Here is a 14,228-nt window from a genome sequence, read left to right as displayed (position 1 = left end):
ATCACATCCTTTCTAAGGTAATTTTATTAGATAATTGATACGTTTCATTTTGATTATTTTTCAAAATAACTTTATCAATTTCTGTAATATTTCCTTGTTTTAATTGAAGTTTGTCATCATGACAAACCAATTGGCACATCAATTGATAATCTTGTGGTTGACACACGAAGATAACCTTATCAATTTCTGTGAATTGATTCGAATGAATTGTACTTGAAGGCCTCTGTGGCGTACTATAATCTGAAACCACAAACGGTAATGTTACAGGTAGAATTGGATAATAACTAAATGCTATCTTTTCGTTTTTTAAATTTTTTCTATACCACGTAATCACCTTTCTCCCTTTGATTTCAAATTGATTTAATATTGTTTTGTTTTTTGAAAAGTGCGCAATAGACCTTAAGCTAGCTTTTTGAGCTTCAATGGCAAAATCTATAAATCCTTGCTGACTACAACACCATTTTTTCCATCGCGCTTTCATTGCACGGCCATAAATACATCTAAAAATATAAGCAAATGGCATTAATGTGCGATTCATTTCTATAAGTTCAATATAGGGACCCTCATTGAACCAAATAAATGCATTTTTAGATTTTTCACCGCCTCTTTCAATTTCAAACCCTAGCTGTTTGAACGCTTCCATCGCTTGTGCAAGATTTTTCACTTTATATTGTAAGTGGCCAATTTTATACATAATTACCTCTTTTCTAAAATAAATAATGCTTGCTTAAATGATGCTAATTCATCGCTTTGTTGTGGTTTTTTATCTAATAGTTTAAATCCCGTCTGATTAAATAGTTCATACCATTCATCTAGCGTGAGAAAGGTTGTATTTTTACTTTTTCTAATATCAGTTGGCTCGGTCATCATAAATGCTTGAGAAATTAACATAGGTGCCGATTCACCATAAGCTTCACCGATGATAAGTTTGCCTCCTTTAGTTAAAATCTGATGCACAGCCTTAAGTAATCTGTTCAAGTTCTTCGCGTTATTAATAACACCCACTGCGATCACAATGTCTATAGGCTGATAAGCATTTAATTTGCTATGATGAAGGTTATCTATATTTAGAAGTTGATATCGCATAAAGGTTTTATCAACAAATTGTTTTTTTGCCAACGAGATAAAATACTGCGAAATATCCGTAAAGAGATACGACCCCGTAAATATCTGCCCGATTTGTTTCAAAATGCACGTCGTAGTTGCACCTGTACCAGCGCCTAATTCTAATATATTGAGCCTTCTATGTTCTGCGCATGTTTGAACGTATAAAGCAATTTGTGTGTTAATATAGCGTGCAATCGCTGTATGGCGATACAACGCATTGGCAATGTCAATATCTCCATGTTCAAATAAAATTAAATTAACTGGTTTATCTCCTCTAACGATAGCTTCAATATGCTCAAAGTGTGCTTTAAAATATTGGAAGATTTTCTTTGGCATAATAGATGTTATCCATTGCTGCTCAAGATGATTCCATTCATGTTGCACGTTATCTTTAGTAAGCGTTTGATAATCAAAAATATATGCATCATCCATAGTTTTAATTACATAAAAATGATCTACTAAATAATTCAACCATCTGCTCATAATGTCTTTATTGTTAGGATGTACTTCTAATCTTTCAAATATGTCATCTAACATATAAGACTGTTTCTTATCTAAATACTTACCTAATACATAAAGCATGGTGAGCGCACATACACGTTCTAATCTAAGCAGTTGACCACTTATATCATCATCAGACGCAATGTCATATTTGAACTGACTGACATCAAAGTACGCATAAAAATCATTTTCTGTCTTTTGTGGATAACCAAATGCTTGCATAAGTTTTTTCCAAGCCATGGCATGATTGATGTGGCTCTGTGCCTTGGAATTAAAGCATTTTTTACTGTAATATTCTTGGTTTAAATATAAATTTATTTCTTCAAAAATCATCCGAGTCCAAAGTTCTGTAAATATTAATTGCTGTGTTTGTTCATAGCTTGAATATATCGTTTCTATGTTATTTTTTTGCATGCCAAGTGGTGGATGATCTTTTAATTTATAAGGCAACAAGTGTTCTTTTGGAAAATGAATATATTCTCTCCACTGCACATTACCGTGCGGATCGGTTAATGCTAGTTCGCCACCTTGAAATCCTATTTTTATATTGAATAACTGTCGCATAAATTGGTCAATATCATCACGAACTTCATTGTACGCACTTAAATTTAATTGAATACCATTTAAATTAGTCGAAAGTAAATGATACGGTCCATCATTATTTAATTTTTCAGGGAGGGGTTCATTTACAAACGCTGGTAATAATTTACATAGTATTTCTGCCACTGGATAAGATAACTGTGTTGCAAATTCGAAATTGATATATTTAACATCTTGTTCCTTTTTTATGATTTGATAATTTTCGATAAAATTTTGTACTGATGGCAATCTACTATATAAATTGCAAATTGCAAAATAACGTTGATTTTTTCGAGCGACCCCATATAACTCCGCATATTCCCTCTCAGAAATAGGTTGTTCAAATATGACATCTATCCCTTTTTGTAATAGCTTTTTGGCAATAATATTGCCTTGACCACCTTGAACTTCTGATTTAATTGCTACACATGCAAAATCAATATGACTCGGAATCTCATCGATATGCGTATATAAATTTAACTGATAAAATTCAGCACAGTCGACAGAGCGTTGACTACCATTTGCTAACAACCCACAAATATTTATATCATCATGTTTACGTATCGCCTCTATATAAAATTGACCAAATCTACTGCCACATATAATACAATTTTTCATATTTACAACACCCCTTCATCACGATTAATATGTTGTGAGCCTTCTATTTTAGCTGCAATATCAGCGACAGTAGGATTTGTAAATATAAAGGATAGTTCGAGTTCAACGTTAAATTGGTTTCTAATTTTATTGGTAAGTTCTATCGCTTTAAGAGAATCACCACCAATTTCAAAAAATCTGCTATTACTGTTAGAAACCTCTTGTTTAACAATATCCGTTAAAATATCTTTAACATCGTCTATGAAACTACTTACTTCGAGTTGATTATCATTTTCTAAAACGGAATCTATTTTTGTAAAATAAGTATCTTCATATCTATCACTTACGTTTAATTCATGATTTAGAACATTTTTATTATGCGCAATCTCAAGTATCATCTTAATAAAATAATCAAACATTTTATCAAGGTTGTCTGTACCTATGCGGTGATCTACACTATCCCAATAAATGTCTAAACCACCATCTCGTTCAATCACTTGATTGTCTAACCAAACCTGAGGCGTTTGACTAATATTGTAAACAATTTCTCCTAGTAAGTTTTGGCTATTAAGTGCATGTATACCTAGACCACTTGTAAATACAAACGGCATGAGTATATAGTCATTAATTTCACAATATTTTCTTAAATCTCGTTGAAATTCAACACCGGAATACAGATGATGTTCTAAATCTTTGACGAGCTGTTTCTGGACATATTTAAAGCGATCTAACAATGTTGTGCTGCCATAATGTTTAATTTCTAATAAAGTTAATGTAGTGAAATCACCTATGACATGTTCAATATTAGGATGTACTGGCAACCTATTAAATTGCGTAATATTAAGTGAAAAATTATCGTTATGACTGACTTTCCTAATCGCTTCAGCATATATACCGATCAAGAGTGAGGTTGGCGTCAACTCTATGCCTTTAGCTATTTCTTTTAACTTTTGCCAACTTTGTTTATCAACATGATATGTTCTTCTTGTAAACTGATTTGCATCATCATTTGATACAGCCATTGTTGGTATTTCTGGTGCTGTTAAAAAGCGTCCGACTCGTTTTAACCAATAGTCTCTATCTTTGGTGTATTGCTCTGTTTGTTTAAGTTGATTTAGGTAGCATACATAATCTCTAAAGTTTAACGCTGTAAGTTGTTGGCTTATATCTTTGTTAAGATACAGCTGATTCCATTGACTTAGCAATGTAAACATACTCCAACCATCAAAGATCAAATTGTCGAAACTAATATGCAGTCTAACTTCTCTGTCAGATAAAATAGATACTTCAATATTAAAAATGGGCCATTGATTGATATCTAATACTTGATGAGACAATCTATTTCTAATTTCCAACAACGAACTTTGTTGCTGTTGTGAATTTTTATTTTCAAGATGGTTCGTTTTAAATTTATAATATGGCACTTCGCTTAATATTTGCTGTAAGCCATCATCAGTAATTATTGCTCGCATCATGCCGTGGCTATGGATTAGCTTGTTCCATGCTCTTTCTAGTCGTTCTAATTCAATATTCGTAGCATTAATTTCGAAATAGCAATGCGTCGATACATTATGGTGGCTTAATTCTTTTTTCCTGCCTATGAAGTAAGAATATTGAACATCAGTTAAGGAAAACGATTCATTTTCTTTTGCTGGATTAGTTTGAAATTCGATGGTTTCATCTGTATGCGCTTGGTTCTTATTCTTCTCAACTTGTGCAGCCTGCGCTTTGATTGTTGTGTTTTCCATGGCATCTTTAATAGTAAAATTTATATGAAATGCGGTTTCTATTTCTTTAGCTATATGTGTAGCAATTAGTGAATCGCCACCAATGTTATAAAAATTTGAATCGCTATTAATAGTGTTATCGTTAAACTCTGCACGCCATATATTTAGTATCTTTTGTTCCATATGAGTTAAGTTGTCAGCTTTAACGCTGGAATCACTGTTTCTTTGTTTACGAGCTAACTGACTTAATTTTTTCTGATCAATTTTACCATTTTTATTTAATGGAAATACATTTAAGAAATAAATATGCGCTGGAATCATATAATTCGGTATAACATGCGTCAGTTGAGATGTAATATATTCAGATGTTATATCAGTTGGAGAAATGCAATAAATATTAGCATAAACCCTATCATTACCAACTTGTTGTATACGCTGACAATCAAAGTTATTTTCAGTAAACATGTTTTGCCAATCTCGTCTAGTTAATTTCCCCTTATAATCACCAATATAAGCATTTAATATATCAACCGTAATTTGTTCAATAAATAAACTTAGATTAGGTTCAACAATAATTATATGTCCATCTGGTTTCAACTTAGATTTAAGTTTCATCAACTGCTGTTGTATATTAAAACTTCTATGAAGCGCGTTAACAGCAATAATCACATCATAATGGTAATCTTTTAGCTGCTCAAAGTCGTTTTTTACTTCGATTCCAATGTCATGATCAATATACTCCCGATTTAATAATTTTGATTCATCTAAATAATGGTAATCTTTGCCTTTATGATTGATTTGATGCACAAGGTCACTGCTTAATGCGCTGTTTCTTGTCTCAAACTCTAAGACATTTATCGATTGATTGTTTAATTCTTGGATAGTTTTGAACAAATAGTCTTGTATCGCCATATTCCAAGGCATTAGTTCTGCAAGTTTAGATGGTGCTAACTCTGGTTCTTGCTGATAGAACAGCTCAATAGGATTCAGTTCTCCAGTAATCAGTTTAGGTAAATATTTTTCTAATTTATTTAAAAATTTGATGATGGATTTGTTTTCATCAGGGTATTGATAAGTATTATCTACTTTAGATGTACGCTTGTATTTGCCATCTTGTTCATTAATATAGCCTTTAGCTATAAGTCTATTTAGCCATTTGTTCACTATAGACTCGTACTTTTTATGAACATTTAATGTTGTTAAAATAGTCTCAAACGAACGATAATTTAAGCTATCTAATGCATTTAAATTCTCAAACATTTTCATTAATACGTGATAGATCATGTTATTCATTCTAGATAATGTTTGAGGTATATCTTTAATACCATTTTCATCATTTAAGATGGTTGTGTGACTTTTAGGAATAATAAATGCTGAAAGTGCATTATTAGTTTTAATAACCTTCACTTTACTAATGTCTATAGCGTTTGAGATTGCTTTTTCAATTTCACCGATTTCAATTCTATGCCCTTTGATTTTTACTTGATTATCAATTCTACCTAAAAATTCAATCGTGCCATCATTCCAAATACGACCTTGGTCACCTGTTCGATACCACTTAACATGATTGTTATCATAGTAGAATTTTTCTTCAGTTAGCTGTTGGTCACCAATATAACCTTTAGCCACGCCAAGTCCACCAATATGTAATTCTCCAACTACATTATTAGGGCATACTCTATCAAATTTATCTACTACTTTATACATTTGCCCTTTGAGTGCTGTTCCATATGGTATCGAAATCCAGTCAATAGGAAGTTGATGTGGAACATCGATATGGTTAGACCAAATGGATGCTTCCGTTGCACCACCCATCGCAACGACTAAACTATCTGACATTGAACGTTCGTAAAACCGCTGTGGCAAGTTTAAATCTATCCAATCTCCTGACAGTAATACTTTACTTAAAGGAAGATGTTCATTTTTACCTTCTGCCATGGTAACAAGCATATCAAACAGAATAGGCACAGAATCCCAAACTGTCACATTATATTTATGAATGATTTCTAGCCATTTATTAGCATCTTTAAAATTCTCTTCGGTTGTGAGGATTAGCGTGCCACCTGCATCTAATATCCCAAATATGTCGTAAACAGATAAATCAAAGTCTATTGATGACACCATCAATAATGTATCTTCATTGGTGATATAATACTTACAATTAATATCAAGTATTGTATTCATTGCATTATTATGGGTAATTTCAACACCCTTAGGTACACCTGTTGAACCCGACGTCATAATGACATATGCAGAGCTATTCGCACTAACAGACTTAATCTTGCAATCTTTTGGCTTTGTAGTTAAATTAACATCAATCATTTTTTTATGACTACTTCTTAATGAACATGACTCAATATATTTGGTATTGCTAATAATGACATCTATCCCTACCTGCTTATAAATCTTGTCTCTCCGATCACTAGGTTGCTGAATACCAATCGGTACATAAGCAGCGCCGGCAAATAACACACCGAGAATTGACACCACTTGGTCGATTCCTCTAGGTAATGTAATCCCCACATAATCATGGGGCTTAACGCCAATATCTTCTAACATCTGTTTAACGGACATGGCTTTGTCAAATAATTCACCGTAAGTCATACGTTTACCATCATCTGAAGCTATTAATGCAATATTGTCTGGTGTCTGCTGATAATTTCGCACGAAACCTTCATATAGCATTGCATTAGGTTGTTTCAAGTCTGATAGCTGTATGTCTTCCACATATTCGCTTAATATGTCGTTCGTCTTATTCCAATTATCAACATCTGTTAATGATGCGAGCAAACGACGATAGTCATCTAACATCGCATCAACCGTTGTATCTGTTATCAAATCATCCACCTTGTCCCAGCATAAATGCAAGTCGCCTTTAATAAGATAAGATTGAAAATCTAACCACACGCCTGGTGTTTGAGAAACCATATACGATATTTCTCCAAATGTTTGTCTTGTCTCATCGTTTTCAAGTTCATAATCAATATTACATGCGAATACGACTGGGGCGATATTTATACTTTCTCCATATTTTTTTGAAACATCACGTTGTACTTGTACACCGCTATAATCAGAATGGGATACATTCTCAATAAACGTTTGCTTTACTCTTTGTAACGTATTCGCAAAGCGTTCATTTTTATGAGGTATATGTTCAACTAATAACAGATTTGTAAAATCTGCTACTATATGCGTTACATCTTTTGTATCACTTTCTCTATTAAACAACGGAATATTGACATAAAAGCCTTCTTGATTGCTCCATTTCTCTAGTGTCAACATATAGCATGTAAGTAAAACAATAGATGGCGTTGTGTCAAATCGCTTTGCGTTCTCTTTAATTTTTTCCCATACCTTATTTTCAATTATTCTTTTATGTCTTGATACTTTTACCTGTTCTACCAATTCTGGCTTTTTTAAAATGGGTAATTGAATAGGATTCAACTGCAATTCATCTATTTTGTGTGACCAAAATGTTTTATCTTGTTCTACTTGTTCATCATCTATCTGCTTTTGTTCCAAATATGTCTTAAACGTGATTTGTTCTTCACTTACAGTATGACCATGATATAAATGCGCTAATTGTTTTATGATCATACTGATACTTAAAACATCTGCTACCAATAAATCGATATTTAAACTTATTTGCACCTTTTGCTGTGGCAATATAAAAGCAGTTAAGCTTGCCACTTCTCCACGATAAACATCTAATTTTTTGTGGGATAGTTCTGTTCTATATTTTGCTAATTCCACTGATACTTGCGTTTCATCTAAGTTATCTAATTCGATTATATCGATGCGTTTTTTGATTGGTTCTTTCAGAAATTGTTGTTGATGGTTATCAATAAATCGGCAGCGTAACATAGGGTGAATACGTTGTAGCTCATTCCATGCTTGATTTAATTTTTCTATATCCACTTGATGCCCTATAATTTCAAAGTATGCATGACAGCCAACGCCACCCAACACTTGATCCTGTTCTCTACCAATTAAATACGCACTTTGTACATCTGTTAAAGGAAATGGCTGATAGTTATCAACCGCTTCTATTGAATGATGAACAGTACTTTTTTTCTTTTTAAATTTACTGTTGTCAACAAGTAACATCCACTGGCTAAATGTAGGTTTTTCTATTAATTGAGAAAATTTTATCCTTAAACCTTCTCGTCGCAATTTACTGACTAATGCCATGATATCTATTGAATGAACGCCTAAATTAATAAGATTTTCGTGCGCATCAATGTGTGTAAGATTTGTTTTTTCAGTTAACCAAGACTTAATAAGCTGTTTTATTTTATCTTTCGAAAAAAGCACTTCCATTACTACAAACCTCCATGTCTTATTTAACTCATTCTTTTAATCTATTAACATCAATTTTCCCAAATGTAGTTAAAGGCCATACGGGTACTTTTTTTATTAAATCGGGCAATTTAAAATTTGCTATACCTTGTTGTTGTAGATAATTTCTCAGTTCATTAAGATTGATATTTGTATTCTCTTTAATGCAGACACAAATTTTCTCACCTACAACCTCATCTGGTACTCCTATTACTTTGACTTCGTCAACATTAGGATGGCCTAAAATGACATCTTCTAATTCATTAGGTAAAATTTTCTCACCTGATTTATTGATCATCTCTTTGATACGCCCAACAACTCTAAAGTTTCCATCAGGTTGTTGCTTCACTTTATCTCCTGTCATAAAATACATGTCATCATCTACACATTTTATGTGTGGCGCATGTTCATAGTTATATATTGTATAGGGGCCTCTGACGTAAAGCTCGCCATATTCACCTTGCTGCACTTCTTTTCCACTATCATCTAATATTTTAATTTCGTCATATTCAGAAATAGGTGTCCCTTGTGTGTGATAAGTGACTTCATTGCCATCTTGCTTATCAGTCATACAAATTAATCCTTCTGCAATACCGTATACTTGTTGTAATTTACACTCAAATTGTTCTTCAATTTTTTGCGCAGTAAATGAATCTAATAATGCACCTCCCACCTGAATTAATTTGAGAGAACTGATATCATCTTCATCGTTGTCTTTTTGATAATCTAGACACATTTTCGCCAATGATGGTACAAGCGCTAAATGAGTAATATCTTGTTCATCTATCAACGGGAAAATTTCATCAGGGCTCGTAACACTACAAATCACTATTGTGCCACCGACCGCTAATGTTCCAATGATTCCTGGACAACCTAAAGGAAAATTATGTGCGATAGGCAAAGCAACTAAGTAAGTCGAATGTTCATCTAAGCCACATCTTTGTGCACATTGTTTGGCAACATAAATATAGTCACAATGTCTACGAGGTATAAGTTTAGGTATACCTGTCGTACCGCCTGAAAGTAACAATAATGCAGTATTATTATAAGATGGCTTGATTAATTCCTCTGAATAGCGATAGTCATAATCATTACGATTTGCGGAATAAAAATTTTTATATTGCTTGGAATTTCCAAGAATATATTGATTAATCTGACAACCTAGTTCACCTTCTATTTCATTAATCAGCTGTGAATATGAAAAGCCTAAATACTTATCTTTAGCTATATATGCTACCGCACCAGACGCTTCCAAAACACCTTTGATCTCAACTTTTCGATGTGTCGCTAAAGCTAATACAGGTATCGCTCCTATTTTAAATAATGCGAATAAGACGAAAATAAATTCGAAGCAGTTTGGTAACTGGATTAACACTTTATCGTCCGGTTTAATGCCATCCTGATAAAATTTATACGCAAAATGATTTATCTCGTCATACATTTCTTGATATGTAAATTCAAACTCACGATCTATAAGTGCAATCTTTTCTGGGTACTGTCTTACTTTTTCTTGGATAAATTCATCTAGTGTTTGATGATCCCAAACTTGTTCATCATAAAATATTTCTAGTTGTTCTCTCTTTGTCCTTTTCATTTTGGAACCTCCATCATTGAAATACCTAAAATAAATTTTGAATCTATATCTTCCATTCTCACAATGGATTTTGTTGTATCTTTATTGTTGTATATTATAAAATGATTGCCTGAACGTTTTTGAACTTCTACATAATCCAATCCTTCCATCAAACCTGTACCAATACATTTTAAATATGCTTCCTTGGCAACCCAACACTGAAAGAAATGATACGGATTATCGCTAATATATAACGCTTCGTGCACATTAAAATAACAGTCAATAATATCTTTGAAGTCAATTTGTCTTGTTATATTTTCAACATCTACACCAATATCAACCATTGAAAACGCAACCACACAGCAACCTTCAGTATGCGAAATATTAAAGCGAATATTATAAGCATTTTCTATATAAGGCTTTTTGTAGCTTGTGTATTGATAGACCAAGTCAGTTAACTCACACGTCAATAGATATTGATAAAACAAATTCACAAGTGCATGACTATAAATATAATTCACTTTGTCGCTTTTTCTTTTTAAATTTTTTAGTTTAGCAAGCTGTGATTTTGTTAAAAAACTGGATTGATTACCGCACTTGTTAACTCTGTCAGTCCTACCAATAACAATCACCGAATAACCATTTAACAAATGTTGCATGAGTCGTTGTGATAAATTGTGCATGTTATCATTTAGCTCATATATTTTATATTTCATTTAAATATGCCTTTATCTTATTGATGGCTTCTTCGGAATTACCGTTAATAAACATATGTCCACCCTCTACATATTCCCATCTAAATGATTTGGTTGTGTATTGCTCCCATTCTAGTAACTCTTCTAGCGTCATTTGTTCATCTGAGGTACCCATCAACGCCAAAATAGGACTATCTAAGGGTTCTTTATTCATATCTTGGTATTCTTCATCAATGACAAAGTCGGCTCTTAGCATCGGTAAAAACATTTTGATTAAATTATCATTTTCTAATACTTCTTTTGGTGTACCACCATAGTCTTGCAAGCCCTGTTTAAAACCTGCATCATCAAGATGATATATAGGATCAGGTTCTTTAAAACACGGTGCTCTACCCGCCGAAATAATCACTGCCTTAGGATTATTTAAACCGCTATGTTTAATTTTTAATGCAAGTTCATAAACAATTTTAGTTCCCATACTATGGCCAAATAAATAATAGTCTTGTTCAAAATTAAATGTTTGGACTAATTCATCATAAATTTCTTGAACTAACTCACTAATTTCGGAAATGGGCGTTTCGCTAAACCGACTTTCTCTGCCTGGATAAAGCACTCGCATCACATTGGTTGCCGGAAAATAATCACTCCAATGTCGATAAATATTCGCCCCCCCACCTGCGAAGGGAAATAATATCAACGCTTCATCTCTATCTTTTTCATGATTTATTAGATAATTTGCCAAATACCTTTTTCCTCCTATAGTTATTTTATGATTTAAAATGATATTTACACTTTTATCTTACATTAATTGATAATGATTATCAATGTTGATTGATATTTAACGCAAAATTTATTGTTTCCCAAAAAATTCTATATAATTTTTATTTTTTATACTCTTTTTTGGGAAAACAAAAAAACCCTATGAGAGACTCATAAGGTTTTCTAACATATTTAATTCAATTTATATTTAACTACACGTGATTAACATTCTTCTGGTGTACCTGAAACTTTGGCTGTTTTAAATGAACTGCCACAGCCACAAGATGCAATCGCATTAGGATTATCGATTTGGAAACCACCACCCATGAGTGACTGTTTAAAATCGATTGTTGTCCCTTTTAACACCGGCGCATCATCTTTATCTACGAGTACTTTTAAACCATAGAACTCTAACACTTCGTCGTTATCCCCTGCTGTTTCTTCTGCAGACATACCATACGTTAAACCAGTACATCCACCACCATTAACTTTAATTTTTAAATAACCGTCTTCCATATCATTACTTTTCAACATATCTTTGACTTCATAAGCAGCAGCTTCTGTTAAAGTTACAGTACTCATCATCATGACCTCCTAAAAAATCCATGTTTCTTCTATATGTTTATATATATTATTTAATAACTCAGTTGGCGTTTCACCTTCAACAATATCACCATTAACCAATGCATACAACCCGGATGAACAGATACCACAATTTTGTAGACAACCATATTCTAACACATCGACATCAGGGTCCTCTTCAAGTTGATCGTATACATATTGTCCACCACGTGCCATATTGGAAATACAAAATTCCACGATTGGATTCATAGTACACCCTCTCAATCATTTTAGTCATATTATTATAGCAAATATACTTTCTATATGCATACGGCCAGCTCATTATCTTGATTTTTATATGCACTCCAATAAAACGTTTACAATATGATTGTGCCCAGTCGTAAATTTGTTTGTAGTCATCAAAAAAACAAGATATAATAAGCACATAAATAAAAATACTTCAATTTTTTGGGGAAATTGATGTTTTGTTATCGTAAATGCAGTTTACACAGTTTTTCACTCAATTAATATAACATCAGTTTAAGAAAATATGAGTGATGTGTGACAATGATTTCATATCAAAGGGGTATATTTATGAAAAATTTAGTATTACTAGGTGGCGGCTACGGTAATATGCGTATTATGTCGCACATTTTACCAAATGCATTACCGGCTGACTACACATTAACGTTAGTCGACCGCATGCCTTATCATGGCCTTAAGCCAGAATTTTATGCATTGGCAGCCGGCACAAAGTCTGATACAGATGTTCGCATGAATTTTCCAGAATCAGAGCGGATTAATACCATTTATGGGGAAATTACAGATATTAACTTAGATGACCAAATCATTTCGGTCGGTCAAACAAAAGTCGATTACGATGAATTAGTGATTGGACTTGGCTGTGAAGATAAATATCATAATGTTCCTGGCGCTGACGACTATACGTATAGTATCCAAACATTATCTAAAGCTCGTGAAACATTTCATAAAATCAGCGAACTGCCTGCTGGTTCCAAAGTTGGTATCGTTGGTGCAGGCTTAAGTGGGATTGAGTTAGCAAGCGAATTGAGAGAAAGTCGAAAAGACATTCAGATTATCTTATATGACCGTGGAGAACGTATTTTAAGAAATTTCCCGGAAAAACTAAGCAATTATATTGCAACTTGGTTCAAAAAGCACGATGTAACGGTGGTACCAAATTCGACAATTGATGGTGTTGAACCCGGTAAAATATATAATAATGGACAGCCTGAAGACGTCGACTTAGTAGTATGGACGGCTGGTATCCAACCTGTTGAGATTGTCAGAAATTTACCGATAGATATTAATCGCAGTGGTCGCGTGATTGTAAATCAATATCATCAAATTCCTACATATACGAATGTATTTGTAGTTGGTGACTGTGCAGATTTACCTCACGCACCAAGTGCGCAACTTGCAGAACTTCAAGGCGATCAAATAGCCGATGTCTTAAAAAAACAATGGGCAAACGAAGCGCTTCCAGATAAAATGCCAGAATTAAAAGTACAAGGTTTCCTTGGTTCTTTAGGTGAAAAGCAAGGTTTCGCCTATATCATGGATCGTACCGTGACCGGACGTCTTGCTGCTATTTTAAAATCAGGTGTCTTATGGCTCTACAAATACCATAATGGTTAATAAAATTGTTCAATATAAAGTCTTGGACATCATTATATTTTAGGTTACGAACTCTATATTGACAGTAATTGACAGGATTGAAAAAACTTGGTATCAGCGTATTTTCAATCCTGTCAACCTTGCGGGAGCGAG

The 14,228-nt window shown here is 33.3% G+C and carries 9 protein-coding genes; 1 reads left to right on the top strand and 8 read right to left on the bottom strand.

Features of this window, described 5'->3' with window-relative positions; all coding sequences use genetic code 11:
- Nucleotide 1 precedes the first annotated feature (1 nt).
- The 8 genes from HMPREF3267_RS09975 to HMPREF3267_RS09940 form a co-directional block, all read right to left on the bottom strand.
- Nucleotides 2-694, bottom strand: coding sequence for a VOC family protein (locus HMPREF3267_RS09975; RefSeq protein ID WP_002478460.1), 693 nt, complete (start codon nt 692-694; stop codon nt 2-4).
- A gap of 2 nt (nt 695-696) precedes the next feature.
- A complete protein-coding gene (locus HMPREF3267_RS09970; protein WP_062078760.1) occupies nt 697-2,805 on the bottom strand; it encodes a bifunctional Gfo/Idh/MocA family oxidoreductase/class I SAM-dependent methyltransferase in 2,109 nt (702 codons plus the stop codon).
- A 2-nt stretch (nt 2,806-2,807) separates the two neighbouring features.
- Entirely contained in the window at nt 2,808-8,831 is a 6,024-nt protein-coding gene (locus tag HMPREF3267_RS09965) for a non-ribosomal peptide synthetase (RefSeq protein ID WP_070823852.1), read from the bottom strand.
- A 28-nt stretch (nt 8,832-8,859) separates the two neighbouring features.
- Nucleotides 8,860-10,443 (bottom strand): (2,3-dihydroxybenzoyl)adenylate synthase, encoded by a 1,584-nt coding sequence (locus HMPREF3267_RS09960; protein WP_062078755.1) that lies wholly within the window; start codon nt 10,441-10,443, stop codon nt 8,860-8,862.
- Nucleotides 10,440-11,105 carry a 4'-phosphopantetheinyl transferase family protein gene (locus HMPREF3267_RS09955; RefSeq protein WP_062078805.1) on the bottom strand — a complete coding sequence of 222 codons (666 nt, stop codon included), beginning with the start codon at nt 11,103-11,105 and terminating at the stop codon, nt 10,440-10,442. Before HMPREF3267_RS09955 ends, HMPREF3267_RS09960 begins: the two co-directional genes overlap by 4 nt.
- A gap of 22 nt (nt 11,106-11,127) precedes the next feature.
- The gene (locus HMPREF3267_RS09950; RefSeq protein WP_002478465.1) at nt 11,128-11,859 is read right to left on the bottom strand and encodes a thioesterase II family protein; all 732 of its coding nucleotides are present in this window, start codon (nt 11,857-11,859) and stop codon (nt 11,128-11,130) included.
- 239 nt (nt 11,860-12,098) lie between these two features.
- On the bottom strand, nt 12,099-12,458 hold the full coding sequence (locus HMPREF3267_RS09945) for a HesB/IscA family protein (protein ID WP_037540859.1): 360 nt from the start codon (nt 12,456-12,458) through the stop codon (nt 12,099-12,101).
- A 12-nt stretch (nt 12,459-12,470) separates the two neighbouring features.
- Nucleotides 12,471-12,707, bottom strand: coding sequence for a YuzB family protein (locus tag HMPREF3267_RS09940; RefSeq protein WP_002459576.1), 237 nt, complete (start codon nt 12,705-12,707; stop codon nt 12,471-12,473).
- Nucleotides 12,708-13,031: 324 nt separating this feature from the next.
- On the opposite strand from HMPREF3267_RS09940, the gene HMPREF3267_RS09935 reads away from it, so the two are divergent.
- The gene (locus HMPREF3267_RS09935; RefSeq protein WP_002492328.1) at nt 13,032-14,096 is read left to right on the top strand and encodes an NAD(P)/FAD-dependent oxidoreductase; all 1,065 of its coding nucleotides are present in this window, start codon (nt 13,032-13,034) and stop codon (nt 14,094-14,096) included.
- Nucleotides 14,097-14,228 lie beyond the last annotated feature (132 nt).

The organism is Staphylococcus sp. HMSC62D11, from assembly GCF_001839145.1.
GTDB lineage: Bacteria > Bacillota > Bacilli > Staphylococcales > Staphylococcaceae > Staphylococcus > Staphylococcus lugdunensis.
Note: the sequence above shows the minus strand (reverse complement) of the source record. Positions and strands in the feature narration are given on the sequence as shown.

What these genes read in the sequence shown, in the direction of transcription:
- HMPREF3267_RS09955 (WP_062078805.1), bottom strand. Translation starts at nt 11,105, where the DNA reads ATGCACAATTTATCACAACGACTCATGCAACATTTGTTAAATGGTTAT.
- HMPREF3267_RS09975 (WP_002478460.1), bottom strand. Translation starts at nt 694, where the DNA reads ATGTATAAAATTGGCCACTTACAATATAAAGTGAAAAATCTTGCACAA.
- HMPREF3267_RS09965 (WP_070823852.1), bottom strand. Translation starts at nt 8,831, where the DNA reads ATGGAAGTGCTTTTTTCGAAAGATAAAATAAAACAGCTTATTAAGTCT.
- HMPREF3267_RS09960 (WP_062078755.1), bottom strand. Translation starts at nt 10,443, where the DNA reads ATGAAAAGGACAAAGAGAGAACAACTAGAAATATTTTATGATGAACAA.
- HMPREF3267_RS09940 (WP_002459576.1), bottom strand. Translation starts at nt 12,707, where the DNA reads ATGAATCCAATCGTGGAATTTTGTATTTCCAATATGGCACGTGGTGGA.
- HMPREF3267_RS09970 (WP_062078760.1), bottom strand. Translation starts at nt 2,805, where the DNA reads ATGAAAAATTGTATTATATGTGGCAGTAGATTTGGTCAATTTTATATA.
- HMPREF3267_RS09945 (WP_037540859.1), bottom strand. Translation starts at nt 12,458, where the DNA reads ATGAGTACTGTAACTTTAACAGAAGCTGCTGCTTATGAAGTCAAAGAT.
- HMPREF3267_RS09935 (WP_002492328.1), top strand. Translation starts at nt 13,032, where the DNA reads ATGAAAAATTTAGTATTACTAGGTGGCGGCTACGGTAATATGCGTATT.